General features: G+C 66.2%; 22 protein-coding genes. 14 read left to right on the top strand and 8 right to left on the bottom strand.

Features of this window, described 5'->3' with window-relative positions; genetic code table 11:
• Positions 1 to 27: 27 nt before the first annotated feature.
• Together NLR35_RS23505 and NLR35_RS23510 are read right to left on the bottom strand one after the other, a co-directional pair.
• On the bottom strand, positions 28 to 1,143 hold the full coding sequence (locus tag NLR35_RS23505) for an efflux RND transporter periplasmic adaptor subunit (protein ID WP_257168907.1): 1,116 nt from the start codon (positions 1,141 to 1,143) through the stop codon (positions 28 to 30).
• Positions 1,143 to 2,705 carry an efflux transporter outer membrane subunit gene (locus NLR35_RS23510; protein WP_257168908.1) on the bottom strand — a complete coding sequence of 521 codons (1,563 nt, stop codon included), beginning with the start codon at positions 2,703 to 2,705 and terminating at the stop codon, positions 1,143 to 1,145. Before NLR35_RS23510 ends, NLR35_RS23505 begins: the two co-directional genes overlap by 1 nt.
• A gap of 52 nt (positions 2,706 to 2,757) precedes the next feature.
• Here NLR35_RS23510 and NLR35_RS23515 point away from each other — a divergent pair, with 52 nt between their 5' ends.
• Positions 2,758 to 3,549, top strand: coding sequence for a TetR/AcrR family transcriptional regulator (locus NLR35_RS23515; RefSeq protein ID WP_257168993.1), 792 nt, complete (start codon positions 2,758 to 2,760; stop codon positions 3,547 to 3,549).
• A gap of 4 nt (positions 3,550 to 3,553) precedes the next feature.
• Here the strand turns inward: NLR35_RS23515 and NLR35_RS23520 are convergent, their stop codons facing one another.
• Positions 3,554 to 4,471, bottom strand: coding sequence for a PepSY-associated TM helix domain-containing protein (locus tag NLR35_RS23520; protein WP_257168909.1), 918 nt, complete (start codon positions 4,469 to 4,471; stop codon positions 3,554 to 3,556).
• Between the two features lie 242 nt (positions 4,472 to 4,713).
• A complete protein-coding gene (gene dctA / locus NLR35_RS23525; RefSeq protein WP_257168910.1) occupies positions 4,714 to 6,030 on the bottom strand; it encodes a C4-dicarboxylate transporter DctA in 1,317 nt (438 codons plus the stop codon).
• 501 nt (positions 6,031 to 6,531) lie between these two features.
• On the opposite strand from dctA, the gene NLR35_RS23530 reads away from it, so the two are divergent.
• The 6 genes from NLR35_RS23530 to cyoD all read left to right on the top strand — a co-directional run bounded on the left by NLR35_RS23530 (position 6,532) and on the right by cyoD (position 13,202).
• Positions 6,532 to 7,764, top strand: coding sequence for an acetyl-CoA C-acetyltransferase (locus NLR35_RS23530; RefSeq protein ID WP_257168911.1), 1,233 nt, complete (start codon positions 6,532 to 6,534; stop codon positions 7,762 to 7,764).
• Positions 7,765 to 8,025: 261 nt separating this feature from the next.
• Complete coding sequence (locus NLR35_RS23535; RefSeq protein WP_306577703.1) at positions 8,026 to 9,822, top strand: chloride channel protein; 1,797 nt, start codon at positions 8,026 to 8,028, stop codon at positions 9,820 to 9,822.
• 78 nt (positions 9,823 to 9,900) lie between these two features.
• Entirely contained in the window at positions 9,901 to 11,232 is a 1,332-nt protein-coding gene (locus NLR35_RS23540; protein WP_257168912.1) for a sorbosone dehydrogenase family protein, read from the top strand.
• 72 nt (positions 11,233 to 11,304) lie between these two features.
• Positions 11,305 to 12,138, top strand: coding sequence for a COX aromatic rich motif-containing protein (locus tag NLR35_RS23545; RefSeq protein ID WP_257168913.1), 834 nt, complete (start codon positions 11,305 to 11,307; stop codon positions 12,136 to 12,138).
• A 24-nt stretch (positions 12,139 to 12,162) separates the two neighbouring features.
• Entirely contained in the window at positions 12,163 to 12,804 is a 642-nt protein-coding gene (gene cyoC, locus NLR35_RS23550; RefSeq protein ID WP_257168914.1) for a cytochrome o ubiquinol oxidase subunit III, read from the top strand.
• On the top strand, positions 12,801 to 13,202 hold the full coding sequence (gene cyoD / locus NLR35_RS23555) for a cytochrome o ubiquinol oxidase subunit IV (protein WP_257168915.1): 402 nt from the start codon (positions 12,801 to 12,803) through the stop codon (positions 13,200 to 13,202). Before cyoC ends, cyoD begins: the two co-directional genes overlap by 4 nt.
• Before the next feature lie 183 nt (positions 13,203 to 13,385).
• Here cyoD and NLR35_RS23560 read toward each other — a convergent pair whose 3' ends face one another.
• On the bottom strand, positions 13,386 to 14,153 hold the full coding sequence (locus tag NLR35_RS23560; RefSeq protein ID WP_374940848.1) for a thermonuclease family protein: 768 nt from the start codon (positions 14,151 to 14,153) through the stop codon (positions 13,386 to 13,388).
• 214 nt (positions 14,154 to 14,367) lie between these two features.
• Here NLR35_RS23560 and NLR35_RS23565 point away from each other — a divergent pair, with 214 nt between their 5' ends.
• The 6 genes from NLR35_RS23565 (at position 14,368) to NLR35_RS23590 (ending at position 23,008) form a co-directional block, all read left to right on the top strand.
• On the top strand, positions 14,368 to 15,159 hold the full coding sequence (locus NLR35_RS23565) for a gluconate 2-dehydrogenase subunit 3 family protein (RefSeq protein ID WP_257168917.1): 792 nt from the start codon (positions 14,368 to 14,370) through the stop codon (positions 15,157 to 15,159).
• A gap of 1 nt (position 15,160) precedes the next feature.
• Positions 15,161 to 16,927: a GMC family oxidoreductase gene (locus tag NLR35_RS23570; protein ID WP_257168918.1), complete on the top strand. Its 1,767-nt coding sequence runs from the start codon at positions 15,161 to 15,163 to the stop codon at positions 16,925 to 16,927.
• Positions 16,928 to 16,935: 8 nt separating this feature from the next.
• Positions 16,936 to 18,189, top strand: a complete 1,254-nt coding sequence (locus NLR35_RS23575) for a cytochrome c (RefSeq protein WP_257168919.1) — start codon at positions 16,936 to 16,938, stop codon at positions 18,187 to 18,189.
• Between the two features lie 67 nt (positions 18,190 to 18,256).
• On the top strand, positions 18,257 to 19,291 hold the full coding sequence (locus NLR35_RS23580; protein WP_257168920.1) for a S1C family serine protease: 1,035 nt from the start codon (positions 18,257 to 18,259) through the stop codon (positions 19,289 to 19,291).
• Positions 19,292 to 20,605: 1,314 nt separating this feature from the next.
• Complete coding sequence (locus tag NLR35_RS23585; RefSeq protein ID WP_257168921.1) at positions 20,606 to 21,292, top strand: cysteine hydrolase family protein; 687 nt, start codon at positions 20,606 to 20,608, stop codon at positions 21,290 to 21,292.
• A 72-nt stretch (positions 21,293 to 21,364) separates the two neighbouring features.
• Entirely contained in the window at positions 21,365 to 23,008 is a 1,644-nt protein-coding gene (locus NLR35_RS23590; RefSeq protein WP_257168922.1) for a regulator, read from the top strand.
• Positions 23,009 to 23,431: 423 nt separating this feature from the next.
• On the opposite strand, the gene NLR35_RS23595 is transcribed toward NLR35_RS23590, so the two are convergent.
• The 3 genes from NLR35_RS23595 to NLR35_RS23605 all read right to left on the bottom strand — a co-directional run bounded on the left by NLR35_RS23595 (position 23,432) and on the right by NLR35_RS23605 (position 24,996).
• Positions 23,432 to 24,043, bottom strand: a complete 612-nt coding sequence (locus NLR35_RS23595) for a TlpA family protein disulfide reductase (RefSeq protein WP_374940849.1) — start codon at positions 24,041 to 24,043, stop codon at positions 23,432 to 23,434.
• A complete protein-coding gene (locus NLR35_RS23600; RefSeq protein ID WP_257168923.1) occupies positions 24,036 to 24,500 on the bottom strand; it encodes a hypothetical protein in 465 nt (154 codons plus the stop codon). Before NLR35_RS23600 ends, NLR35_RS23595 begins: the two co-directional genes overlap by 8 nt.
• A gap of 64 nt (positions 24,501 to 24,564) precedes the next feature.
• Positions 24,565 to 24,996, bottom strand: coding sequence for a DoxX family protein (locus NLR35_RS23605; protein ID WP_257168924.1), 432 nt, complete (start codon positions 24,994 to 24,996; stop codon positions 24,565 to 24,567).
• Positions 24,997 to 25,094: 98 nt separating this feature from the next.
• On the opposite strand from NLR35_RS23605, the gene NLR35_RS23610 reads away from it, so the two are divergent.
• Positions 25,095 to 26,054, top strand: a complete 960-nt coding sequence (locus NLR35_RS23610) for a LysR family transcriptional regulator (protein ID WP_257168925.1) — start codon at positions 25,095 to 25,097, stop codon at positions 26,052 to 26,054.
• Positions 26,055 to 26,157: the final 103 nt, after the last annotated feature.

The following is a 26,157-nucleotide window of genomic DNA, read 5'->3' on the forward strand; positions in this document are numbered from 1 at the left end:
GGGCTCTGAGCGTGGGCTTGCGTGCGGTTACTGATCGACGACATCAGGGGCGGCTTCGGCCACCGGGACGTGCGAATTGTCGATCTTCACGGGGCTGCCGTTGCGCAGCTTGATCTGTCCGGCGATCACCACCGTCTCGCCGGGCTTGACGCCGTCGGTGATCGCGATGTGGTCCCCCTTGGCAGGTTTGCTCTTGATAAACATCTGCCGCGCCTTGCCCTGGCCGTCCTTGAGATCGTCGACGACATAGACGAGGTCGCCATAGGGATTGCTGACCACAGCGGTCAGCGGCAGGGTGACGAGCTGCTCGGGCTGGCCTACTCCGATCTCGACCTTGGCGAACATCCCCGGCAGCAGGCGCGCTTTTTCATTGTGCAGGGTGGCGCGGACCTGGACGTTGCGGCTGGTGGAATCGACCTTGGCGTTGATGGCCGAGATCTGGCCGGTGAAGCGCTCGCCGGGAAAGGCATCGACTGAGATGCCGACGTCCTGGCCGATCCTGATGTCGGCGAGCGACTGCTGCGGCAGATAGAAGTCGACGAAGATCGGGTCGAGGCTCTGCAGGGTGACGATGGTGGTGCCGGCGCCGAGATACTGGCCGAGATCGACGGCGCGGATGCCGAGCCGGCCGGCGAATGGCGCCTTCAAGGTCTTCTGCTCGACGATCGCCTTCTGCTGCGTGACCAGCGCCTGCGCGTTCTTCAGGTTGGCGCGGTCGCTGTCGAGCGTCGCCTGGCTCACCGCGTTGAACTTGATCTGCTCCTCGTCGCGCTTGACGACGATGGCGGCGTTCTCGGCGGTGGCCTGCAGCGACTGCAGCTTGGCGACGTCGTCGGTCGCGACGAGCTGGAGCAGTTGCTGACCAGCTTCGACGGCATCGCCGGAATTGAACTGGATGCTCTGCACGATGCCGGAGGCCTGCAGCGCCAGATCCGCGCCGTTGACGGCGCGCAGCGAGCCGACGGCGGTGAGATTGGAGCGCCACGGCGCCGTCGCCGCAACAGCGGTCGAGATCGTCTGCGGCGGGTTGGCCATGGCGCCGATCGCCTTGGCGATCATGATGCCCTTGAACGTCTGGAATCCGTAGAGGCCGCCGAACAGAACGGCCATGGCGGCCAGCATGATCGTCATGCGCTTCGTCATTACATCGCTTCCTGGATGGTCCGATTGGGGCCGGCGAAATAGCCGGGATTGGCGCGCGGCAGCGCCGCTGGAGTCTCGTCCTGGCGGTTCCACCAGCCGCCGCCGAGCGCCTGGAACAGCGCGGCGGTGTCGGTGAAGCGCGTGGCCTGCGACTTGATGCGGGAGACGCGCGCGTTGAGATAGGATTGCTGCGCCGTGATGACGTTGGCGTAAGGCACGGCGCCGCTCTTGAATTGCTCGATCGCCATCGCGAGGCTGTCCGAGGTGGCCTTCTCGGCCGCGGCCTGCGCCTTCAGCGCTTCGGCGTCATACTGAATGGCGCGCAAGGAGTCGGCGACGTTCTGGAACGCGGTGATGACCGTGCTCTTGTAGAGCGAGAGATCCTGCTCGAACGTCGCGACGTCGGCTTCCTTGGTATGGTACAGCGCACCGCCGTCGATCAGCTTCTGGCTGACGCTCGATGCCGCTTCCCACACCAAGGTCGTCGGCGAGAACAGCCGCTCCGGGCCGCTCGCGCCGTAGCTGCCGGAGAGCGTCACCTGCGGCAGCAGGTTGGCGATGCCGACGCCGACCGTTGCGGTGGCCTGGTGCAAGGTCGCCTCGGCCTGCCGGATGTCGGGACGCTGGCGGACGAGCGAGGAGGGCAGCGACACCGGCAGCCTGCGCGGCAGCTTCAGCTCCGCCAGCGTCACATGCTCACCGCGGTCCTGGCTAGGCAGCCGGCCGAGATAAGCCATCAGCTGGTTGCGCTGCTGCGCCAGCTGCTTCTGCAGGGGGGCGAGCGTCGCCTTGGCCTGCGCCAGCGTCGCTTCCTGCGACAGCACGTCGGATTTCGAGATCGCGCCGACGTCGAACTGGCGCTGGATGCGGCCGAGCTGATCGCTCTCGGCCTTGATGATCTCCTCGGTGGCCGCGATCTGGTCGCGCAGCGACGCGTCGGTGATCGCGGCCGTCACGACATTGGCGGTGAGCGCGAGATAGGTCGCCTCCATCTTGAAGCCCTGATAGTCCGCCTGCGCCTGCAGCGCCTCGACCTGGCGGCGTGTGCCGCCCCAGATGTCGAGCGCGTAGCTGACGCTCACCGAGGCTCCGTAGAGCGTGTAGAGCGAGGTCTGACCGGGCCATTGCCCCTGCTGCGTGGTGGAGGCCTGGGTGCGCTCGGCCGATCCGCTCGCGCTCACCTGCGGAAACAGCGCCCCCTGTTGCGACAGCGCGTTCTCGCGCGCGGCGCGCAGCGCGAACTGCGCGGCCTCGATGTCCGGATGGTTGCGGATCGCCTCCTCGACGAAGGCGTTGATCTGGCGCGAATGAAGCAGCGCCCACCACGTGCCGGGCAGGTCGTGTCCCGACGCGAAGCTCTGTGCCTGGCCGCCCGGAGTAGTGGCACTGGCGGTCGCGGCGAGGCGGCGTTCGGACGTGTAGCCGGCCGTTGCCGGCGCATCCGGAGACATGAAGTCGGGACCCATCGCGCAGGATGCGAGCAGCACGCTGCAGCCGACGAGCCCGAGCGGCGCGACAGTCGTGCCGCGTCTCGCGCCGGGCCGCCACCAGGCCAGAAACATTTGGACATCCTTCTTCAAAAAACTAAACCGTTCAGTTCTTTCTTGCCGGAGGATGGTGTCCGTGTCAGGCTTGAGTCAAGTCACGTTGATGCTAGAGAACGGCATGGCCACATCTTCTTCGCACTTGCGTCGTGCCGGCAACACCGCGTCCGGCGCTCGCACGGATATCAAGCACGCGCAGATTCTCCACAGTGCACGAAGCCTGTTTCTGCAGCAGGGATTCGACACCACGAGCGTCGATGCGATCGCGCGGCACGCCGGCGTGTCGAAGGCGACGCTGTATGGCCATTTCACCGACAAGGACGCGTTGCTGCTCGCTTTGGTCGAGGAAGACTGCAGGGCGAGGCGCGAGCCGTTGTGGGTGCGGGACGATCGCCCGATCGATCTCCAACGGGACCTGCGCGAGATCGCCCGCCGCTTCCTGTCGATGTTCCTCGACGGCAGCGGGCTGGCGATGCATCGTCTGATGATGTCCTGCGCGGCGCGCTATCCGGCCATCGCGGAAGCCTTCATGAGAAACGGGCCCGACCGATGCGATGCCGAGGTGGCGTCGTTCTTGCGCGCCGCGCAGTCCGCGGGACTGCTCGATATTGCGAATGTGAAGCTGGCCGCGACGCAGTTTCTCACCCTGATCCAGGGCCGCTTGCCATTGACCTGGGCGCTGTCGCTGCAGGCGCCGAGCGCGGCGGAGTACCGCGCCCAGCTCGAGGGGGGCATCAAAGTGTTCATCGCGGCCTATGCAGGCCCCAAGGCGGATGTCGGGAAGAGCCCGACGCGGCGCTCGAAGGCCGCGTCCAAGCCAGTATCACGTCGCTCGCTCGGATCGGCCGCCGGGCGGACTTGATCCCTCAGGAGGGGATCGATGGAGCCGCCGCGGACCCCGCCCGGAGGTCGCGGCTCCGCTGAGGCCGGCGCAGCCGGCGCTGCGTCCAGATCAGCACGCCCGTGATGAGCAGGGCGAGCAGCACCACCGAGATCAGCACGTTGGCACCGCTGCCGATCAGCGACCAGTTGCCCTCGTGCAGCAGCCGTACCCAGTTGCGCGGCAGCGCGGAGAGGCCGTCGGCGGTCACGGCATAGGCGCGCAGCTCATCGCCTTCGATGATACGCGCGAGCATCCGCCCGCCGCGATTGCCGATCATGTTGACGGTCGCGAGATCATGATCCCGGGCGACGATACTGACCGCCTCCGTCAACGAGACGGGCTTGGCCGAATTCGCCGGCGCACTGAAGAAGCTGTTGCTGGGGTCGAGCAGGACGCCGGTCAATGGGCTCAGCAGAATCAGCGGCAGGGTGAACCAGGCGGCGCCCTTGTGCCAACCGGACAGCGTGTTGCGCAGCCGCGGCAGCCCCATCAGGATGCCGATGATCATGATGACGATCATCCCGATCGTGGAGATCGTCGTGAGACCCTCGATCCCGATCAGGTGCTCATGCGTCATGCGCGCCCACTGAAACACGCCGGCAGCGGCAGGCTTGTCGGTGACCGCGCCGCTGGTCATGTCGAGCTCGGTGCCGGGCCGTCCCTGCAAGGTCAGATGCTGCGTCGTCGGATTGATCGAAATGCCGCGCGCCTTGCCGTCCGGATCATATTGCTTGATCAGCGCGGCCACGCGTGCCGGATCGACGCTGCCGGGCTTCACGGCCGCGACCTGCGCGATCGGCTCGAAGGAGAGAATCAGTCCGGTGACGATGATCACGAGCAGCGGCAGCGCGAAGGTCAGGCTGATCCAGCGGTGGAGTTTGAGTAGCAGCTGCTTGTTCATCGTCGTCTCCAGATGATCGTCATGCACACGCATGGTGTGGCGAGACCGTTGTCCGCAGGCGCTCGCTCCGTGAACGTTTCTCATCGTTTCGCAAGGAGACGACGCCGGCAGACAGTCGTCCGTTCCGCCTTCAATAGCCGAGCGCGGTAGCGGGACGAAGGAGATAACTATTAATTTTAGGTCATACGCGGTTTGATCGACATCATTGCGGCAAAAGCAAATCTCTAGCTACGCAGATGATTTCAATTTGCATCAGATGCCATTGTGTCGCCATCCAGCACCTGCTTGAGGCGCGCCGCGTCCAATCCATTTTCCCAGCGTGCAATGACGATGGTCGCCACGGCATTGCCGATCAGGTTGGTCGGCGTCAGTCCCTGCGACATCAGGCGATGGATGCCGAGCACGAGCGCGACGCTCGCGACGGGAATGGTGCCGGTTGCAGCAAGGGTTGCCGCCAGCACGACAAAGGCCGCGCCGGCGATGCCGGCCGCGCCTTTGGATGTCACCAGCAGGATCAGCAGGAGACCGACCTGGTGGCTGATGTCGAGATGCGTGTTGGTGGCCTGCGCCAGGAAGACCGCTGCGGTGGCGAGGTAGAGGCAGGTGCCGTCGAGATTGAAGGAATAGCCGGTCGGGATGACGAGGCCCACGATGCTGCGCTCGCAGCCGGCGGCTTCCAGCTTGGCCAGCATGCGGGGCAGCACGGTCTCCGATGAGGTGGTGGCGATGCAGACCAGGATCTCGTCGCGGATGTAGCGGATCAGCTTCCACAGGCTGAAGCCGGCGAGGGCGGCGATCGGGCCGAGCACGGCGGCGATGAAGATCAGGCAGGTCAGATAGAAGCTGCCGAGCAGCAGGCCGAGCTTGGCGAGCGAGCCGATCCCGAACTTGCCGACGGTGAAGGCGATCGCCCCGAACGCGCCGAGCGGAGCCGCCCACATCACGATCCGGACGACTCCGAAGATCATCTGGCCGGCGACCTCGATCACGTCGGTCACGGCCTTGGCGCGGTCGCCGAGCCAGATCAGGGCGAAGCCGCACATCACCGAGATGAACAGCACCTGGAGAATGTTGCCCTCGGCGAAGGCGCCGACGAAGGTCTGCGGGATGATGTTGAGCAGGAACGGCACCAGGCCGACCGCCGCGGTCTGCTTGACGTAGGGCTCGATGGTCGCGGAGTTGATCGTCGCGGGGTCGATGTTCATGCCCGCGCCGGGCTGAAACAGGTTCACGGCGGCGAGCCCGATGATCAGCGCCAACGTCGTGATCACCTCGAAATAGACCAGCGCCTTGATGGCGACGCGGCCGACCTTGGCCATGTCGGCCATGTGGGCGATGCCGTTGACGACGGTGCAGAAGATGATCGGTGCGATCAGCATCCGGATCGCCTTGATGAAGGCGTCGCCCAGCGGCTGCATCTGCGCGCCGAGATCGGGCTTGACCGCGCCGAGCAGGATGCCGGCCGCCATCGCGATCAGAACCTGGACCCACAATTCCTTCCACCAGGCGCGGCGGGCGCTGCCGGCGGACGCGGCGAGGGTCGAACTCGAACTGCTCATGTCAGGTCCTGTTGGGGGGGGAGGCGGGAGAGCGCATCTTCATGGAAGCTTCGCGTCATCGCGTCAAATGCAGCCGACGCAAAGTGCATTTGTGATTTGTCCATCATTTCGCTGATATCGTGTTGCAGAAGGATCGCGCCGGCCGCCATCCGACATTCCCACATTTCACGTCATCTCCGAGCCGAGAGGCAAATTGTCTCCTGCGGTCATCGGCTTATCGCGATGTCCTGGCGTGCTGCTTGCGCAGGTGACGCTGTGCCGCCTGCTTCGCCGGAGGTGCAGATCGAGCAGGTTGAAGTCGCGTCGGAGCGAGGCCACTGTCCGGGGCCGGCGCGAGCGGTTCCGTGCAACGAAAAAAGCGTTCTTCGTCAAGCACCTGAGCGCGCAGCATTCAAGCCTGATCCGCAGTTGCCGCGGTTGTCGAGCGCGACGGCGCAATGCTATCGACCGGAGCAAGGACGACCGGACCGCCGGTTGCAACTGATCAGGAGAGGAAACATCATGGCCGACGCGCTCATCATCGACGCCTGCAGGACCCCGCGCGGCATCGGCAAGGCCGGGAAGGGCGCGCTGGCGGGGCTGCATCCTCAGCATCTCGGCGCCACCGTGCTGCGCGCGCTGGCCGAGCGCACCGGCATCAACACCGCTGACGTCGACGACATCATCTGGGGCTGCTCGTCGCAGCGCGGGCCGCAGAGCGGCGATCTCGGCCGCATGTCGGCGCTCGATGCCGGCTACGACATCCGCGCCTCCGGCGTCACGCTCGACCGCTTCTGCGGCTCCGGCATCACCAGCGTCAACATTGCGGCCGCCCAGATCATGGCCGGGCAGGAGGATCTCGTCGTCGCCGGCGGCTGCGAGATGATGTCGATGGAGGGGCGCCGCGGCGAGGGGCCGCTGATGATGGACGCCGGCAATCTGCATCTGCGCGCGCTGCACCCGCAGTCGCACCAGGGCGTCTGCGCCGACGCCATCGCCACGATGGAAGGCATCACCCGCGCCGATGTCGACGCGCTCGGGCTGGAGAGCCAGAAGCGCGCGGCTGCCGCGATCGCCGGCGGCCATTTCAAGAAGAGCCTTGTGCCGGTCCATCGCGAGGATGGCAGCCTCGCGCTCGACCACGAGGAATATCCGCGGCCGCAGACCACCGCCGAAGCGCTCGCTGGGCTGAAGCCGGCATTCCCGGCGATCGCCGACTATGCGCTCGACGACAAGGGCACGACCTATCGCAATCTCATCCTGCAGCGTTATCCCGGACTCGAGATCAATTTCATCCATCACGCCGGAAACTCTTCCGGCGTGGTCGATGGCGCGGCGGCGATCCTGCTGGCCTCGCCGTCCTACGCCAAGGCCCATGGTCTCAAGCCGAGAGGCCGGGTGGTGGCGATGGCCAATATGGGCGACGACCCGACGCTGATGCTGAACGCCCCCGTGCCGGCGACGCGCAAGGTGCTGGCCAAGGCCGGGCTCACGCTCGATGACATTGACCTGTTCGAGATCAACGAGGCGTTCGCCGTCGTGGCCGAGAAATACATCCGGGACCTCAAGCTCGACCGCGCCAAGGTCAATGTGAACGGCGGCTCGATCGCGCTGGGGCATCCGATCGGCGCCACCGGTTCCATTCTGATCGGTACCCTGCTCGACGAGTTGGAGCGCCGGGATCTCAAGCGCGGCCTGGTCACGATGTGCGCGGCCGGCGGCATGGCGCCGGCCATCATCATCGAGCGGGTTTGAGCGCTCACATCTCTCACGCGAGGCATCACGCCCGCTGCGGCCCCCGCAGCGGGCGTCGTCTTTGGATCCGGGGAGCCGGAAGGCGCGCGACGTCCTCTGCGACCTTTTGGGGCACTCCGTCGTTGACGCGGACGCTCCTGAGGGCTCCGCTGCGGTTCCACTTTCCGGACCAGTCAACCACGTTTCGGCTGGAAAGGAATTCGCGCTTGTTCCGCAAATTGCGGCACGCTATTGCCACGCAGAGGCCTCCTCGTAGAAGAAATGGCTCTCGTGCTCTCGACGCTGTCGCATATCATCGATCGCAAGGCTTCGAACCGGGTGGTCACGCGGCTGCGAGCCCTGCTGCGCAGCAACGAGTTCTACCTGATACCGCTGGCCCTGGTGATCGGCGTATCCACCGGCGGTATCGTGACGGTGATGAGCCTGATCGCGCAGTTCGCGCATGTGATCATCTATGGCATCCCGATCGACGTCCGCCTCAGCGCCAACGCCTGGATCAATCCGGTCGTCGCCCTGATCGCGCCGGCCTGCGGCGGGCTCGTCCTCGGCCTGATGGAATGGCAGCGGCGGCGCTGGAAGATCGCGGCCGCCGTCGACCCCGTCGAGGCCAATGCGCTGCGCGGCGGGCGGCTGTCGATGCGCGACAGCCTCGTCGTCAGCAGCCAGACGTTGGTGTCCAACGGCTCCGGCGCCTCGGTCGGCCTCGAGGCGGGCTATACCCAGATCGGCGCCGGCGTCGCCTCGCTGCTCGGTCAGTATCTCACGCTCCGCCGCAACGACCTGCGCCTGATTGTCGGCTGCGGCGCGGCTGCGGCGATCGCGGCTGCGTTCGGCGCGCCGATCACCGGTGCGTTCTATGCGTGCGAGCTGATCGTGGGGGTCTATTCGGTCGCGAGCGCCGCGCCGATCCTGGCGGCCTCGCTGGCGGGGGCGCTGACCTCGCAATATCTCACCGGCGCGCCGTACTCCCTCGAGATCCAAAAGGTCGGCGCCGTCGGCTTCGAGCAGTATATCGCGCTGTTCGTGCTGGCGCTGCTCGTCGCCTTCATCGGCATCGTGGTGATGCGCGCCTCGCCGGCGGTGGAGCGGCTGTTCGTCCGCATCCCGGTCTGGCTGCGGCCGGTGATCGGCGGCGTCTGCGTCGGCGCCATGGCGATCGTGACGCCGCAGGTGCTGGCGGCAGGCCACGGCGCGATGTTGCTCGACCTGCATCGCGAGATGGCGGTCGGCTTCATTGCCACCATCATCGTGCTCAAGCTCGCGGCGTGCCTGATCTCGCTGGCCTCGGGCTTCCGCGGCGGTCTGTTCTTCGCCTCGCTGTTCATCGGCAGCCTGCTCGGCAAGCTGTTCGCGGGGCTGCTCGCGATGGCCGGATTGAGTCTGGCGCTGGACCCGCTGGTTGCGATGCTCACGGGCATGGCGACGCTCGGCGTCGCCATCGTCGGCGGCCCGCTGACGATGTCGTTCCTGGTGCTGGAAATGACCCGCAGCGTCGACGTCACCGCCGTCGTGCTCGGCGCCTGCATCGTGACCTCGGTCTGCGTGCGCGTGCTGTTCGGGCACTCGTTCTCGACCTGGCGGTTGCATCTGCGCGGCGAGACCATCCGCAGCGCCAACGATGTCGGCTGGCTGCGCAACCTCACCGTCGAGCGTCTCATGCGCTCCGACGTCGGCAAGGTGCCGACCACGACCTCGATCGCCGCCTGCCGCCGCGAATTCGCGCTGGGCACGCGGCAGGCCGTGGTCGTCGTCAACAACAGCGACGATTATTGCGGACTGGTGTCGCTGCCCGACCTGTTCTCGGGTGAACTGGATTCGATCGCCGACGAGATCCAGGTGGTCGAGCTGGCGAAATATTTCGATGTCGCGCTGCTGCCCGAAATGAACGTCAAGACGGCGATGAAGATCTTTGACGATTCCGGCGCCGAGGTCTTGGCGGTGCTGGAGTCCGAGAACAGCCGCAAGGTGGTCGGCTTCCTGACCGAGTCGTTTGCGCGGCGCCGCTATGTCGAGGAGATCGACCAGGCCACGCGCGGCGTGCTCGGCGCGCTGTCGTGATCGCGTCGTATCGCCGCGAGATGTGATCGCCGGGCCGGGACGGAGCAGGCTGCCGGCGGCTCGAGACGCGAGGATGACATGATGAGACGGATCAGAACGGCCGTCGTCGGCGCCCTGAGCGCATCGATTGTTTCGTCGGCCGTCGCCGAGCCTGCCGTGCTCAGGGGCAAGGACGCATTCGGCAGCTGGCAGGGCGATACGCCCGGCACGATCAGGCTGATCCGCCCTGCAGACCTGCCGAAGCCCGGCGCAACGGCGTCCGCCGCGAATGTCTCTCGCGTGGTGCAGCGGCCGGCCTCGGCGGTGCCCAAGGTGCCGGACGGCTTCAAGATCGCGCTGTTCGCCGAGGGGCTGAGCGGCCCGCGCATCATCCGCTCCGCGCCGAACGGCGACATCTTCGTCGCCGAGACTCGGGCCGGGCGCGTCCGCGTGCTGCGGCCGAGCGGCGATGGCAGCAAGGTCGAGAGCAGCGAGGTCTTCGCCGACCGCCTCGGCCATCCCTTCGGCATAGCGTTCTATCCAAGCCGCGATCCGCAATGGGTCTATGTCGCGAGCACCGAGCGTGTGATGCGCTTTCCGTATCGCTCCGGCGACCTGAAGGCCTCCGGGCCGATGCAGGTCGTCGTCCCCGATCTGCCGGCCGGCTATGGCCACTCCACCCGTGACATCGTCTTCACAAGGGACGATCAGCGCATGCTGATCTCGGTCGGCTCCGCTGGCAATGTCGGCGAAGCGCTGGGCGAGCCGGCCGGCGGCCTCGCCGCCTGGATCAAGGCGCATCCGCTCGGCGCGGCCTGGGGCGGCGAGACGGATCGCGCCGGCGTGCTGGCGTTCGACCCCGAGGGCCAGAACCGCTCGCTGTTTGCGAGCGGCATCCGCAACTGCGTCGGCCTCGCCGTCCAGCCGGCGACGGGCGCACCGTGGTGCTCGACCAATGAGCGCGACGGGCTCGGCGACGATCTCGTGCCGGACTATGTCACGCGGGTGAAGGAGGGCGCGTTCTACGGCTGGCCCTGGTACTACATGGGCGACAATCCCGACCCGCGCCATGCCGGCGAGCGGCCGGACCTCAAGGGCAAGATCACCGTGCCCGATGTCTTGTTGCAGCCGCACTCGGCCTCGCTCGGCCTGACCTTCTACGACGCCGACCTGTTCCCGCCGGAGTATCGCGGCGACGCCTTTGCTGCTGAGCATGGCTCGTGGAACCGGTCGAAGCGCACCGGCTACAAGGTGATCCGCATCCGGCTGAGGGACGGCGTGCCCACCGGCGAATACGAGGACTTCATCACCGGCTTCGTCGTCAACGACCGCGAGGTCTGGGGACGGCCGGTCGGCGTCACCGTGGCGCGCGACGGCAGCCTTTTGATTTCCGAGGACGGCAACGGCACGATCTGGCGCGTCAGCCGCTGAGTTGTGTCTTGCGGCGCAGGAACCTCCGCAGCGCAACTCGGTTGTGTGCGGGGTTGAATGCCGGAAGACCGCATGAACATCTTCGATCCCAAGGGACCGATCGCCGCCGCCCAGCAGACGATCCTGATCGATTCCGTGATCATCATGCTGGCGATCATCGTCCCGACCTCGATCGCGGTACTGGCCGCCGCCTATTGGTTCCGCAGCTCCAACACACGCGCGCGCTATCGGCCTGATTTCGCCTATTCCGGCGCGGTCGAGCTCGTGGTGTGGTCGATCCCCGCGCTCACGGTGATCCTGCTCGGCGGCGTCGCCTGGATCGGCTCGCACGAGCTCGATCCCGCCAAGCCGGTCGACGGCACCGGGCTTCCCATTCGCATCCAGGCGGTGTCGCTCGATTGGAAGTGGCTGTTCATCTATCCCGACCAGCGCATCGCGACCGTCAACAGCCTGACGGTGCCGATCGGCGCGCCGCTGCAATTCGAGCTGACCTCCGGCAGCGTGATGACCGCGTTCTTCATTCCGCAACTCGGCGGCATGATCTACACCATGAACGGCATGGTGACGCGGCTGAACCTGCGCGGCGACCATGTCGGCACCTACAAGGGTCTCGCCTCGCAATTCAGCGGTGACGGCTTTCCCGACATGATGTTCGACACCAACGTGGTGTCGCAGCCGGATTTCTCCAATTGGGTTTCCAATACGGCGAAGAGCGATCAGGTCCTGGACGAAGCGAGCTACAAGCAGCTCGCAGCGCAGTCGGTCGAAACCGCGCCGAAGACCTATCGGCTCGGTGATCCCGAGCTGTTCGGCAAGATCGCCATGCAGCACATCCCGCCGGCACCGGGACCGCAGCTCAGCGAGAACCAGGCGCGCGAGGAGAGCGGAGCGTCGCATGCCCATTGATCTCCTTGCAGCCGGAGTGGACCGATGTCGGTGACCACCGTCGAGCAATCGCCGGCCTATGCCGATCCGCATCATCTGCGCGCCGCCGACCATCCGGGGCCGGCGCCGAAACGGATCGTGACCGGGTTCGGGTTCTGGATCTTCCTGCTCTCCGACATCGTGATGTTCTCGTGCTTCTTCGCGAGCTTCGCGGTGCTGTCCGGCGGCACGGCGGGCGGTCCGGGCGGGGCCGAGCTGTTCGACATCAGAAACGTCGCGATCGAGACCGCGCTGCTGCTGCTGTCGAGCTTCACCTGCGGCATGGCCAGCATCGCCGCCGAGCGCCACAACGCGCTCTGGTTCCAGATCGCGATGGCCGTGACCGGCCTGCTCGGCGCCGGCTTCCTGCTGCTCGAGATCCGGGAGTTCGCCGATCTCGTCGGCCGCGGCGACGGGCCGAGCCGCAGCGCATTCCTGTCGGCGTTCTTCACCTTGGTCGGCTGCCATGGCCTGCACGTTGCGGCCGGCATCCTGTGGCTGCTGACGATGATGGCCCAGGTGGTCGCCAAGGGATTCCGCGCCGACATCGAGCGCCGCATCCTGTGCTTCGCGCTGTTCTGGCATGCGCTCGACATCATCTGGGTCGCGGTGTTCTCCGTGGTCTATCTGCTCGGGAGTGCGACATGAGCGATCACGCCCAGGATTTCGGTGGGTTCGACGACCGCGGCGATCTCGCGCCGGGCGAACAGCAGCATGGCGACCTGCGTTCGCGCATCCTGTTCTACCTCGCGGGCCTCGGGCTTGCGGTCCTGCTGACGGCGACCTCGTTCTTCATCGCCGGAACCCACCTCGTCTGGCAGCCCTCGATTCCGGTGGCCCTGATCGTGCTGGCGATCGCGCAGATGGGCGTGCATCTCGTGTTTTTCCTGCACATCACCACCGGGCCGGACAACACCAACAACGTGCTGGCGCTGGCCTTTGGGCTGCTCATCGTCTTTCTCGTGGTCGGCGGCTCGCTGTGGATCATGGCGAACCTCAACCACAACATGATGCCGATGGATCAGCTGATGCGGATGCAGCAGTGAGAATTGCTGACATCTGCGAGGTCCGTAGGGTGGGCAAAGGCGCGCCCATGACGTTGGCTTGCCCGCTCTGAATTCGCGCGCGCCGTGCCCACCATCGGCGTCGCGGGAGCCGGGATATCGTGGGCACGCGACCACCGCTTCGCGGCGGCTGCTTTGCCCACCCTACCGACCTCAGCTCCCACCTTACTTCTTCCCCGCCCGGCAATTGAAGGCCCGGCGGAAGCCGGAGGCTTTCGCGTCGTCCTCGGAGCAGAACCAGCGGTCGGGCTCGGTGGTCGCGGGATAGCTCGGGCAACCCTGCAGATGATAGATGCCGATGTTGCCGGTGACGCGAGCGCGCACGGCGAACTTGCCTTTGATCGTGCAGCCCGGCGGCGCGCTCGGTGTTTCCGGGAACAGCACCGCGCGGATCTCCTTGTCGCGATCGGCGCGGCAGGCGGCGCCGAGCAGGGCGCCATCCTTCTTGTCGCTGCGGAACTCGCTCGGAGCGATGAAGCATCCCTTCCACAGTCCGCGCGCGGCGTCCTTGGCGGCGGCGATATCGTCCTTGCCGCGATACTTCACGGCTGGGTCGACGCCGACCGCGTAGCCGGCGCGGGCGACCTGCTGGTTCAGGCTGAGCTTGTCGCCATCGACGGCGCATAGGCCGATCTTGCGGGCCTTGAGCGGCTTGTCCGGACCGAGATCCTCGCAGCGCACCGAGCGGCCGCCGATCAGCTTGCTGAGCTGCTCGCGCGCCTCGACGCCGCAACTCCAGGGATCGGCGTGGTCGTCGATGCAGAGCTGGTCGACCTCCGGCGCGTCGATGCCATCCAGCCGATACACGGTGTCGCCGAGCTGGAGGGTGTCGCCGCTGCGCACCGTCGCCGTCGCCGCCAGCGCCGGGCTCAGTGCGGCCATGGACGCAACCGCAACAACGATCGCTGTCCGAAACCCCGCAGTCATGCCCATCTCGTTCTCCTTGCCCGTGCAGCCATCAGTCCTACCATCTGGAACAACGCATGATCAATTCAGCCAATAAACGCTTGCCGCAGCTGCCGCTCCGCTTCGGCGCAGATGGGCCATGAGCCAGACGCAGCCAAGCCAGGGAATACTCTTTACCGAATCCGTCTAAGAAGCATTCCAGGTTGGGATCGCGGAGATCCGGCAAGAGGGGGCTGAAGAGATGCACACCGACGATCGCTCGGCCATGCGCGCCAAGTTCGCGCCGCCGACCGAAACGCCGCGCCATGCGAGCATGTCGCGGCGCAGTCTGCTGGCAACGGCGGCGCTGCTGATCACGACGTCCGGCGCGGCCGCGAAGGTCGTGACCAAGGTGCTGCCGTGGCGGCCGAACGAGGTCTACCCGGTCACTCCCGTCACGCCGGGAGGCTGGCTGTTCTTCACCGCCGAAGAGGCCGCGGTCGTCGACGCGATCGTCGACCGCCTGATCCCGGCGGACGAGCTGGGCCCCGGCGCCAAGGAGTCGGGCGTCACCACCTTCATCGACCGGCAGCTGACCGGCCCCTATGGCGGTCACGACTGGCTCTACATGCAGGGGCCGTTCGCCACCAATCCGCTGCCGACGCAGGGCCTGCAGTCGCCGCTGACGCCGCGGCAGCAATATCGCCAGGGCCTTGCGGCGCTCGCCGCCTATTGCAAGGCGAATTACAACGGCCGCGGCTTCGCCGACCTGTCGGGCGACGAGAAGGACAAGCTGCTCGCCGGCATGGAGAAGGGCGACGTGAAGTTCGACGGCTTCTCCAGCCGCATGCTGTTCAATGCGGTCCATGGCAACACCATGGAAGGCTTTTTCGCCGACCCGATCTACGGCGGCAACAAGGATATGGCGGGCTGGAAGCTGATCGGCTTCCCCGGCGTGCGCTACGACTTCCGCGACGTGATCGACAATCCAAACAAGCCTTACACGCTGCCTCCGGTGAGCATGCAGGGGCAGCCGGCCTGGGGAGTTCGCTGACATGGCACGCCGTCTTCCTCGCAAGGATGTCGCCATCGTCGGGCTCGGCTGGACCGGCTCGATCATGGCGCTCGAACTGTGCCGCTCCGGTCTCGACGTCGTCGCGATCGAGCGCGGACCGTGGCGCGACACCGCCACCGATTTCAACATCGGCACCGCGCCGGACGAGCTGCGCTATGCCGTCCGCCACGACATCTTCCTGCGCACGCGGCAGGAGACGCTGACGATGCGCAACAATTCGTCCCAGACGGCGCTGCCGATCCGGCGCTGGGGCAGCTTCCTGCCGGGCAACGGCGTCGGCGGCGCCGGCTCGCACTGGAACGGCCAGACCTGGCGGTTTCTGCCCGACGATTTCCGTCTGCGCAGCAAGATGATCGAACGCTACGGCGAAAAGATCATGCCGGAAGGCCACCAGATCCAGGACTGGCCGATGAGCTATGATGAGCTCGAGCCGTTCTACGACAAGTTCGAACATGTGCTGGGCATCTCCGGCAAGGCCGGCAACATCAAGGGACAGACGCAAGCGGGCGGCAATCCGTTCGAGGGCTGGCGCGAGCGCGACTATCCGACGCCGCCGATGAAGCAGGGCTACTCGCAGGAGCTGTTCACGAAGGCTGCGGCCGGCATGGGTCTGCATCCGTTCCCGCGGCCCTCGGCCAACCTGTCGTCGGCCTACACCAACCCCTACGGCTGCAGCATGGCGCCCTGCACCTATTGCGGCTTCTGCGAACGCTTCGGCTGCTCGAACTATTCGAAGTCGTCGCCGCAGACCTGCGTGCTGCCGGCGCTGGTGCGCGAGCCGAATTTCGAGGCCCGCACCGAATGCGAGGTCACCAAGGTCAAGCTGTCGGGCGACGGCAAGATGGCGACCGGCGTGATCTATGTCGACGCCAATGGCGAGGAGTGGGAGCAGCCGGCGGATCTCGTGCTGCTGTGCGCCTACGGCCTGTTCAACGTCCGCCTGATGCTGCTGTCCGGCATCGGCAAGCCCTATGATCCGCAATCGGGCGAGGGCGTGGTCGGCCGCAACTATGCCTACCAGACCGGCTCCGGCGCGACCGCCTTCTTCGACAACGTCAACTTCAATCCGTTTGCGGCGGCGGGTTCGCTCGGCGTGGCGCTCGACGACTACAACAGCGACAATTTCGATCACGGCCCGCATGGCTTCGTGGGCGGCGCCTCGATCACCAACGCCTACACCAACGGCCGGCCGATCATGTACCGGCCGACGCCGCGGGGCACGCCGACCTGGGGTTCGGCGTGGAAGAAGGCGGTGCGCGAGACCTATCAGCGCGTCACCAATGTCGGCGCGCAGGGCAGTGTGATGAGCTATCGCGCCAACTATCTCGACCTCGATCCGACCTACAAGGATCAGCTCGGGCGCCCCTTGATGCGGATGACGTTCGACTATCAGCCGAACGAGATCAAGATGGCCAACTGGATGGCCGAGCGCTGCGAGGAGATCGCCAAGGCGATGGGCGCCAAGACCACGCAGATCAACCGGTTGAACACGCCCTGGAACGTCGTGCCGTATCAGAGCACGCACAACACCGGCGGCACCGTCACCGGATCGGACCCCAAGACCAGCGTGCTGAACCGGTATCTGCAATCCTGGGACGTCTCCAACGTGTTCGTGATGGGCGCGTCGACCTTCCCGCAGAACGCCGGCTACAACCCGACGGGCACGGTGGGGGCGCTCACCTATTGGGCGCTGGATGCCATTCAGAAAAAATATCTGAAATCTCCTGGAGCTCTGGTGCAGCAATGAGCGCGAACATGACGAGGCACTGGACCACGCACAGACATGGGCTGCGGCATCTGCTGGCCGTCGCGCTGCTGACGATTCCGTCGGCGGCGATCGCCGATCCCGACACCTATCTCGAAGCGATGCGCGGCAGGGCGCTGGTGACGGCCGGCGACTGCGTCGCCTGCCACACCGCGCCCGGCGGCGCGCCGTTCGCCGGCGGCTTGGCGCTGCAGACCCCGTTCGGCGCGATCATGACGCCGAACCTGACGCCGGACAACGCCACCGGCATCGGCAGCTGGAGCGCGGATGATTTCGCCCGCGCCATGCATGAGGGCAAGCGGCCGAACGGCACGCGGCTCTATCCGGCATTCCCGTATCCCTCCTACACCAAGGTGACGCGCGCGGATGCGGACGCGATCTTCGCCTATCTGCGCTCGCTCGCGCCGGTCTCGAACGTCGTCAACCGCAACACCTTGCCGTTCCCGTTCAACATCCGGACCTCGATGCTGGCCTGGAACGCGATGTTCTTCACGCCGGGCGAGTTCAAGCCCGATCCGGCCAAATCGGAGACCTACAACCGCGGCGCCTATCTGGTCGAAGGTCTCGGCCATTGCGGGGTCTGCCATACGCCGATGAACGCGCTCGGTGCCAACAAGGCCGACCATGCCTTCGAGGGCGGACGGATCGACAATTGGACGGCGCCGAACATCACCAACGACGCCCAGCTCGGGCTCGGCAAATGGTCGGTCGACGACGTCGTGCAATATCTCAAGAACGGCCAGGCGCGCGGCGTCATTGCCTCCGGCCCCATGAAGGACGTGGTCGAGAACTCGACCTCCAAGATGCCGGACGACGATCTCAAGGCCATGGCCGTCTATCTGAAGGAGCGCGGGGCGGCGGGGGGCGCGACGCCGAGTCCCGTCGCGGCCACTGACGGTCGGATGAAGGTGGGCGAGGCGATCTTCGTCGACACCTGCGCGGCCTGCCATGTCCGCAGCGGCGAGGGCATTCCGCGGGTGTTCCCGAAGCTCGCCGGTGCGACGATCGCGGTCCAGGACGATCCGGCCTCGCTGATCCACGTGGTCATCACGGGCGGGCAGGCCGCTGCCACTGCGACGCATCCGACCGCGCCAACGATGCCGTCCTTCGGCTATCGTCTCAGCGACGAGCAGATCGCGGCCGTCGTCACCTATGTGCGCAACAGCTGGGGCAATGCCGCATCTCCGGTAACCGCGGGTGAGGTGAAGGCCGTTCGCGGCAAGGTGACGGGCGCCGCCGACTAGCGGCCGAGCGGCCTCCTTGCACTGGCGCGGCCCGCTACCCATCTGACGAGGCGAAGGAAATTTCGCCATGTTGGACTTCACCTCAGATCTCGCCGGCGACGACCTGTCGCCGGCGCAAGCGTCGTCTGCTGCCCCGGCCGATGACCGGGCGCTGCTCGACGCCTATTCGAATGCGGTCATCGACGTCACCGAGCGGGTCGGCCCCGCCGTCGTGCGCGTCGAAACCAGCCCAAAAGCCGGCTCCCGCGCCGAGCGCGGCGGGCTCGGCTCCGGCATCGTGATCTCCCCGGACGGGCTCGTGCTGACCAACAGCCATGTGGTCGGCAGCTCGAAGAGCATCCGGCTGCGCGATGTCGAGGGCGTCGTCACCGATGCGCAGGTGCTCGGCGTCGATCCCGACACCGATCTCGCTTTGCTGCGCGCCAACCATGCGCGCGACCTGCGCTATGCCGCGCTCGGCAATTCCAAGAGCCTCCGGCGCGGCCAGCTCGTGGTCGCGATCGGCAATCCCCTGGGCTTCGAGTCGACCGTCACGGCCGGCGTCGTGTCGGCGCTGGGCCGCTCGATCCGTTCGGTGTCGGGCCGGATGATCGAGGACGTCATCCAGACCGATGCGGCGCTCAATCCCGGCAATTCGGGCGGCGCGCTGGTGTCGTCGTCCGCCGAGGTGATCGGCATCAACACCGCCATCATCCAGGGCGCGCAGGGCATCTGCTTTGCGGTCGCCAGCAACACCGCGCAGTTCGTGCTGTCGGAGATCATCCGCCACGGCTACGTCCGCCGCGCCTATATCGGCGTCTCCGGCCAGACCGCGCCGGTGCCGCGGCGTCATGCCGTGCTCGCCGGTGTCGAGAACAAGATGGGCGCGCTGTTGATGCAGATCGAGCCGGACGGACCGGCGGCGCGTGCCGGCCTGCTGCCGGGCGATGTCGTGATCAAGCTCGACGGCGTCGACATCAACGGCGTCGACGATTTGATCCGCGTGCTGGACCGCGACCGCATCGGCCGCACGGTGGCGATGGATGTGCTGCGGCTGGGGAGGTTGCGCGGCATCGACATCCATCCGGTGGAGCGCAAGCCGGCGGTGCGGCAGGCGTCTTGAGCGTCGTGGGACGCTGAGCCGTGGCCACACCCACCGCTGTCGTCCCGGCCTTGAGCCGGGACCCATATCCCCAGGGAGCGGTTTGAGGCAGGCTGGTCATTGGCTTTTTGCCCAACACGTCCGCCGCGGAGTATGGGTCCCGGATCGGCTCCATGCCGCGCTGGCGCGCGTCATGGCTTGTCCGGGACGACAGCGGAGTTCGTAGTCCGTAGGGTGGGTAAAGCGAGCGCCCGTAGGGCGGTCGTATGCCCACCGTGCATCGGCGTGCTCGACAGTCATGGTGGGCACGGCGCGAGAGAGAGTCTGGCTTGCAACGCAGCTTCGAGGCGCGCCTTTGCCCACCCTACGGCTGCGTCGCTTGTGGTTGACTTCACAGTCTCAAACAGCACGGACATAGCATCTCAGTCTCGCGGCGCATCACGCCCGAGTGCTGCGATCAGTTCGTCCCTCGCAACACGCAGAGGGCGCAGGGAATGCCGGGTGAGGGCCTCACCCATGGCCCGCCTGCGAGAAAAATGCAGGCGGCAGGTACCACAGGCAAAGCCGAACACGCCGGCATTCCCTGCGCGATGGGTTGACGGCTGCTTCGCGATCTCCCCGGTGCGCCGGCTTGTTGGCCACCGTATCGCGACAATGCGCTTGCGCGCATTGTGCGGACCTCAGCTTCGGGAGGCCAGGACCACGCGACTTGACCGTCCGCAAGCGCCCGTTCGTCCGCACGTCCGGTGAGAACATGCTGCGAGCTCTCGCGGCCATCGCATCCCCGCCTCGCGTGTCGTGACGATCGCGCGCAACGCCCCTACTGCAGTGAGGCGGGATGCGTGGATAAGATCACGATTTCCGGAAAATAGCAAGTAGATTATTTTTATCGGAAGTCAGTGCGGTGTCCTCCGCTGTCGTCCCCGGGCTTGACCCGGGACCCGGACTCCGCGGCGGGAGTGATAGAGCGATGTGATCGACGTCGGCGCGCAACAAGACAAGCCGGTGGCTATGGGTCCCGGGTCAAGCCCGGGACGACAGTTGTGGGCTTGGCGCCCTTCGGTGGCCATGCACACTCGCAGTCGCGCGGACTCCTTTTCCTGATGCACCGAGATGCATATTCGTGATCATTGCATGCAACGGCCGCTCAAGAAATGAGCTGGCTTGCGGGTGCCTGATCGTTGCCCAGCAACCGGGCAGCATCACCAATCGTCTCAACCTGTTGAAGTAGTTCGTTCTTCTCCAAGGCCGTTGCGCCTCGTCCTATTGTACACAATGGCACACCGCTTGCTTCGTCTTCTGCGAGGCATTCTCGCGAGGAGGCAAGCGGCTGGCATGGCGAACTCATCTGCAGCGGCAAGCGCCACGATCACAGCCGAGCCGGAGCCGATCACGCTCGACCTGTCGAAGACCGCGCTCGTCATCATCGACATGCAGCGCGACTTCATGGAGCCCGGCGGCTTCGGCGAGACGCTGGGCAATGACGTGTCGCAACTGGCCCGTGCCGTGCAGCCGATCGCCAACGTGCTGGCGGCGGCGCGCAAGACCGGCATGCTCGTCATCCATACGCGCGAGGGCCACGAGCCGGATCTCTCCGACGCGCCGCCGGCCAAGGTCGAACGCGGCGCTCCCTCTCTCCGCATCGGCGATCCCGGACCGATGGGGCGCATCCTCATTCGCGGCGAGGCCGGGCACGACATCATTCCCGCGCTCTATCCCACCGACGGCGAGGTCGTCATCGACAAGCCGGGCAAGGGTGCGTTCTACGCCACCGAGATGGGCGACGTGCTGAAGCATCACGGCGTCGAGAACCTGCTGGTGTGCGGCGTCACCACCGAGGTCTGCGTCAACACCACCGTGCGCGAGGCCAATGACCGCGGCTATCGCTGCGTCGTCATCTCCGATGGCTGCGCGTCCTACTTCCCGGAATTCCACGAGATGGGCCTGAAGATGATCAAGGCCCAGGGCGGCATCTTCGGCTGGGTCGCGGACTCCTCCGCGGTGCTGAAGGCCATGGTCTGAGAGGCGAGTGAGAGATCTGAGACGGATGAGTTCGATCATGTAGTCGCTGACGGCAAACAGGGGAGCAAGGCGATGAGCGGAAGCGGGACGACAAGCTCGGTCAAGGCGGATTTCAAGCCGGTGCTCTGGACACCGGGCGATTGGAACGCGTTTTTCGGTTTCGGCACCAACATCCTCGTCAACATGCTCGTTCTCACCGGGCTGTTGCGCTTCGTCCTGAAGATGCCGGACAGCCTGGTGTTCGGCCGCATCCTGCCGGCGCTCGGCCTCATGATGTGCCTGTCGACCCTCTACTACGCGTGGCTCGCTTATCGGCTGGCGCAGAAGACCGGGCGGACCGACGTCTGTGCGCTGCCCTCCGGCGTTAGCGTGCCGCACATGTTCATCGTCACCTTCGTGATCATGCTGCCGATCACCTTGAAAACCGGCGATCCCCTGAAGGGCTGGTCGGCCGGCCTGGTCTGGGTGTTCTTCCAGAGCTTCATCCTGATGATCGGCGGCTTCGTCGCGCCGTTCATCCGCAAGATCACGCCGCGCGCGGCGCTGCTTGGCACGCTCGCCGGCGTCTCCGTCACCTTCATCTCGATGCGCCCGGCATTGGAGATGTACATGACGCCGCAGATCGGCCTCGTCTGCTTCGCGATCATTCTCGTCAGCTGGTTCGGCGGCGTGAAATATCCGAAGGGCCTGCCGGCGGGCCTCGTGGCGATCGCCGTCGGCATGATCATCGCCTGGGGCTCGAACCTGTTCGGCCTCGGCCTCGGCGGGCTCAGCGTCAAGGGCGTCGGCGATGCCTTCGCGAGCTTCGGCTTCTCGGTGCCGCTGCCGGCGTTCGGCACTGTCTTCTCCGGCTTCGAATATCTGGGGATCATCCTGGTGACCGCGATCCCGTTCGGCATCTATGACCTAGTCGAGGCCATGGACAATGTCGAGAGCGCGGAAGCGGCGGGCGACGAATATCCGACCACGCGCGTGTTGACCGCCGACGGCATCGTCAGCCTGATCGGCTGCATGATGGGCAACCCGTTCATCAACGCTGTCTATATCGGCCATCCCGGCTGGAAGGCGATGGGCGGCCGCATCGGCTATTCGGCGGCCACCGGACTGATGGTGATCGTGCTGTCCTGGCTCGGCATCATCTCGGTGCTGCTGGCGCTGGTGCCGGTCGTCGCGATCTCGCCGATCCTGCTCTATATCGGCATGCTGATCGGCGCGCAGGCGTTCCAGACCACGCCGGTGAAACATGCGCCGGCGATCGTGCTCGCCTTCACGCCGCATCTTGCCGCCTGGGCCAAGCTGCAGATCGACACCATGCTGGCGTCCACGGTGACCGCGGCGCAGGCGGTCGGCGGCCTCGCGGCCGACAAGGTCGATGCGGTCAAGACCGCGGCAATCGCGGCGCTGCCGCAGCAGGGGGTGCTGTATCACGGCCTCGAGGTGATGGGCGGCGGCTCGATCCTCGCCGGCCTCGTGCTCGGCGCGATCGGCGTGTTCGTGATCGAGCGCGACTTCACCAAGGCGGCAGCGTTCGCGCTCGCGGGCGCGGTCATGACGTTCTTCGGCTTCATGCACGGCGAGGCCGTCGGCATCGGCGTGACCCCGGCGGTGGCGCTGGCCTATGTCGTGGTCGCGGGCGGACTCTTTGCTCTGGGACGGCTCGGCATGTCCGAGAGCTACGTGCCGCATGCCGACATGCAAGCGGCGCCGGCGGAGTAGGTCGGCTGCGGCACGAAAGCTAATTCGTGCCCCGTCATGCCCGGGCTTGTCCCGGGCATCCACGTCGTTCCCGGAATGCCGCACGACGTGGATGGCCGGGACAAGCCCGGCCATGACGACCTGGAGACAGGCGAGTGCCAAGTTTGCCCTGTCGTAATCGATCGCCGGCGTAGTGGGGAAGGCAATCGCGTATGGCCCGGCCTTCGTTCGGGGCCTCATGGTTCGAGACGCGCCGAAGTCGGCGCTCCTCACCATGAGGGTTGAGAATCCCGCCGCGAAAAAGGCCTCGTCCTGAGGAGCCCGCCGGAGGCGGGCGTCTCGAAGGACGGTCGGGGGCACGCTGCCGGCTGCGAGCTTTGCTCATATGCGATAGCCCGGGCGCTCCTACTTGCGTTCGCGAGACGCCGGTTCTGTTTCCGACGGTCATCCCGGCGGCTGATCGAGATAGTAGCGCAGCAGGTCCTGGCCGGGCTCCGACAGCCACTCGGCCGCGCCGGTGACATAACCCTCGATCAAGCCGCTGGTCCCGATCAGATAGGTGATCGGCATCGCCGGGGTGGCGAAGATCGAGGCCTCGGTGTTGGCCGGATTGGTCGCCTGTGCATGCGGATCGGCGAAGGAGGAGCGGGGCATCGCGATCGCTTCCGCATAGCGGCGGATCGTCTTGATGTCGCGCCGATCGGTGCAGATTGTCCAGACATCGAGCGCCGGCATCCGCGCGCGCTCCAGCGCGGCCAGCGTCGGCAGGTCGATCTTGCAGGCCGCGCACCATGTGGCCCAGAGATTGACCAGCGTGACATGGCCGGGCTTGGGCGCGAGCATCACGTCCTTGCCGCTCATGTCCTGCAGCTTGAGCGGCGGCAGCGGGTTGCGCGGCCGTTCGACGATGAACTGGCTGCGGCCGCTGCGGAACATCGGCGGCCGCGGATCATCAGCCGCGGCACGGACACGCGGCGTCGATATGAGTAGGGTGGTCGCAGCTCCGAGCAGTGCTGCACGGCGCGTGAGCGCGCAGGAGGACACGGACTCAGCCATGGATGTAGGACCAGCCCTTGCGCTGCAGCTCGACGACACGGCCGATGCCGAACGGCACCAGCTTCGCGCCGTCGATCAGCTGGATGGTCAGGTTCTCCTTGCTCTCGGCAATCGCCTTCGACGAGGCGCACATGCTGAAGCCGATATGCGGATACATCTGGCGCAGCGTGGCGATCGGCTCCTTCAACGGCGACTTGTCGTCGCGAAGCACATCTATGCCGCTGCCATTGGCGACGACCTCGATGATGGGCGTCTGTCCGAGACTGGCGAAATGCCGCGTCAGATTACCCGAATAGCTGATGGCGTGGCCCATCACGTGCGGATCGTTGCGGTCGATCAGGATGACGATGCCGGCGTGATGCTGGGCGACGGCCGGCACGGCGGGGGCTGGAGCGCCGAGGGCCGTCGCGCCAGCCAGGAAGCCGCGGCGCGACAGGTCTTGAACAGGTTCGCTCATCGCTACTTTCTTGTCGCAAGGGAAACCGTCGGCCGTGGCAATTCCAAGGCCTTTGGTGGCCGGGTCAGCCGCGCGGCGCGATCGGCGCCTTGCCGTTGCGGCCCCACAGCACGAACAGCGACAGCGCGAGCAGCACGATGTTGAGCGGCGTCACGGCGCCTTCGCCGCGGGAGAGATGGAAGACGAGGGCGAACACCTGGAGCGTAGCGCAGCCAAGAGCGGCCAGCACGGTCAGGCGCGGCATGATGCGGGTCAGTGACGGCAAGAGGATGCCGATGCCGCCGGCGAGATCGATCAGGCCGATGGTCCGGACGAACCCGACCGAATATTCGCCGGCCCAGGGCATCATCTGCGCCAGCTCCGGGATCGGCGTGAACGTCTTCATCACGCCGGAGAAGGTGAACAGGGCAAACACCAGGACCTGGGCGGTCCACAGGCCGATGCGCAGCGCCAGAGAGGGTTGCAGCGGAAGGTCGTTGGTCGTCGTCGCGGACATCAGGGGTCTCCAGGATTGAATCGTACCCCGACACTGGTGATTTCGTCTGGTTTGATCATTATGCTTCCTGTTGAAGCATCATTTCCTCTGGGTTGATAATGGATACGCTGGTCAGTATTCGGGTATTCTGCCAGGTCGCCGAGCTCAAGAGCTTCGCGGCAGCGGCCGATCGCTTGAGCCTATCGCCGGCGATGGCCTCCAAGCATGTCATGCAGCTGGAGCAGCGGCTGTCGACCCGGCTGCTCAACCGCACCAGCCGGCGGGTCGGCCTGACGGAGGCGGGACAGGTCTATTTCGACCAGGTGCGTCCGATGCTCGATCAGCTCGACGAGGCCGAGGCCGTCGTCAGCAAGGCCACGGTGATTCCGCGCGGCACCTTGAAGGTGAGCGCGCCGGTGTGGTTCGCGAATCCGCTGTTCGCCGGCACACTCGCCGCCTATCGCGCGCGCTACCCGGACGTGGTGATCGATCTCGATCTCAGCGGTCGGCTGGTGAATTTGGTCGAGGAGGGGTTCGATCTCGCGTTGCGCGTGTCGGCGACGCCCGGCGACGGGCTGATCGCGCGGCCGCTGGCCCCGGTGCTGATGCAGCTCGTGGCGTCGCCGACTTATCTCGCCACGGCAGGGCGGCCGAAGGCGGTCACCGATCTCAACGGCCATGCGATGCTGAAGTATGCGCTGTATCCGCTGCGGACGATCACAGTGCCCGCCCCGGAGGGCGAGGTGGCGCTGACCTTCAAGGATGTGCTGATCAGTGGCAACGAGACCCTGCTGCATCACGCCGCCGTCGCCGGCATGGGCATGGCCGTGCTGCCGCGCTGGCTGATGGCCGACGACCTCGCCGCGGGCCGGCTCGAGCCGGTGCTGCCGGAGCTGCTGACGATCAAGGCGCCGCTGATGGCGGTCTATCCCAGCCGCAAATATCTCTCGGCCAAGGTCCGCACCTTTATCGACTTCATCGCCGCCGATCCGCTGATGAAGCAGGCGTCGGACGGACCCGCGGCTGCGATCGATCCGGTCGCGGCGCAGGCGAGGAAGGGGCGGAAGAGGGGGGCGTGAGCATCTTGGGTTGCCGAAGGTCTCTCCGCCGTCATGGCCGGGTCAAGCCCGGGCATGACGAGCTACTCATGGGGCCCGCGTTCGAAGCGACATCCTGCGAGCT

Origin of the sequence: Bradyrhizobium sp. SRS-191, assembly GCF_024586915.1 — a bacterium.
In the GTDB taxonomy this organism is placed as follows: domain Bacteria; phylum Pseudomonadota; class Alphaproteobacteria; order Rhizobiales; family Xanthobacteraceae; genus Bradyrhizobium.

Bases quoted from the DNA above. Each gene is read 5' to 3' on its own strand.
- NLR35_RS23505 (WP_257168907.1), bottom strand. From the start codon at position 1,143: ATGACGAAGCGCATGACGATCATGCTGGCCGCCATGGCCGTTCTGTTC.
- NLR35_RS23510 (WP_257168908.1), bottom strand. From the start codon at position 2,705: ATGTTTCTGGCCTGGTGGCGGCCCGGCGCGAGACGCGGCACGACTGTC.
- NLR35_RS23515 (WP_257168993.1), top strand. From the start codon at position 2,758: ATGGTGTCCGTGTCAGGCTTGAGTCAAGTCACGTTGATGCTAGAGAAC.
- NLR35_RS23520 (WP_257168909.1), bottom strand. From the start codon at position 4,471: ATGAACAAGCAGCTGCTACTCAAACTCCACCGCTGGATCAGCCTGACC.
- dctA (WP_257168910.1), bottom strand. From the start codon at position 6,030: ATGAGCAGTTCGAGTTCGACCCTCGCCGCGTCCGCCGGCAGCGCCCGC.
- NLR35_RS23530 (WP_257168911.1), top strand. From the start codon at position 6,532: ATGGCCGACGCGCTCATCATCGACGCCTGCAGGACCCCGCGCGGCATC.
- NLR35_RS23535 (WP_306577703.1), top strand. From the start codon at position 8,026: ATGGCTCTCGTGCTCTCGACGCTGTCGCATATCATCGATCGCAAGGCT.
- NLR35_RS23540 (WP_257168912.1), top strand. From the start codon at position 9,901: ATGATGAGACGGATCAGAACGGCCGTCGTCGGCGCCCTGAGCGCATCG.
- NLR35_RS23545 (WP_257168913.1), top strand. From the start codon at position 11,305: ATGAACATCTTCGATCCCAAGGGACCGATCGCCGCCGCCCAGCAGACG.
- cyoC (WP_257168914.1), top strand. From the start codon at position 12,163: ATGTCGGTGACCACCGTCGAGCAATCGCCGGCCTATGCCGATCCGCAT.
- cyoD (WP_257168915.1), top strand. From the start codon at position 12,801: ATGAGCGATCACGCCCAGGATTTCGGTGGGTTCGACGACCGCGGCGAT.
- NLR35_RS23560 (WP_374940848.1), bottom strand. From the start codon at position 14,153: ATGGGCATGACTGCGGGGTTTCGGACAGCGATCGTTGTTGCGGTTGCG.
- NLR35_RS23565 (WP_257168917.1), top strand. From the start codon at position 14,368: ATGCACACCGACGATCGCTCGGCCATGCGCGCCAAGTTCGCGCCGCCG.
- NLR35_RS23570 (WP_257168918.1), top strand. From the start codon at position 15,161: ATGGCACGCCGTCTTCCTCGCAAGGATGTCGCCATCGTCGGGCTCGGC.
- NLR35_RS23575 (WP_257168919.1), top strand. From the start codon at position 16,936: ATGACGAGGCACTGGACCACGCACAGACATGGGCTGCGGCATCTGCTG.
- NLR35_RS23580 (WP_257168920.1), top strand. From the start codon at position 18,257: ATGTTGGACTTCACCTCAGATCTCGCCGGCGACGACCTGTCGCCGGCG.
- NLR35_RS23585 (WP_257168921.1), top strand. From the start codon at position 20,606: ATGGCGAACTCATCTGCAGCGGCAAGCGCCACGATCACAGCCGAGCCG.
- NLR35_RS23590 (WP_257168922.1), top strand. From the start codon at position 21,365: ATGAGCGGAAGCGGGACGACAAGCTCGGTCAAGGCGGATTTCAAGCCG.
- NLR35_RS23595 (WP_374940849.1), bottom strand. From the start codon at position 24,043: ATGGCTGAGTCCGTGTCCTCCTGCGCGCTCACGCGCCGTGCAGCACTG.
- NLR35_RS23600 (WP_257168923.1), bottom strand. From the start codon at position 24,500: ATGAGCGAACCTGTTCAAGACCTGTCGCGCCGCGGCTTCCTGGCTGGC.
- NLR35_RS23605 (WP_257168924.1), bottom strand. From the start codon at position 24,996: ATGTCCGCGACGACGACCAACGACCTTCCGCTGCAACCCTCTCTGGCG.
- NLR35_RS23610 (WP_257168925.1), top strand. From the start codon at position 25,095: ATGGATACGCTGGTCAGTATTCGGGTATTCTGCCAGGTCGCCGAGCTC.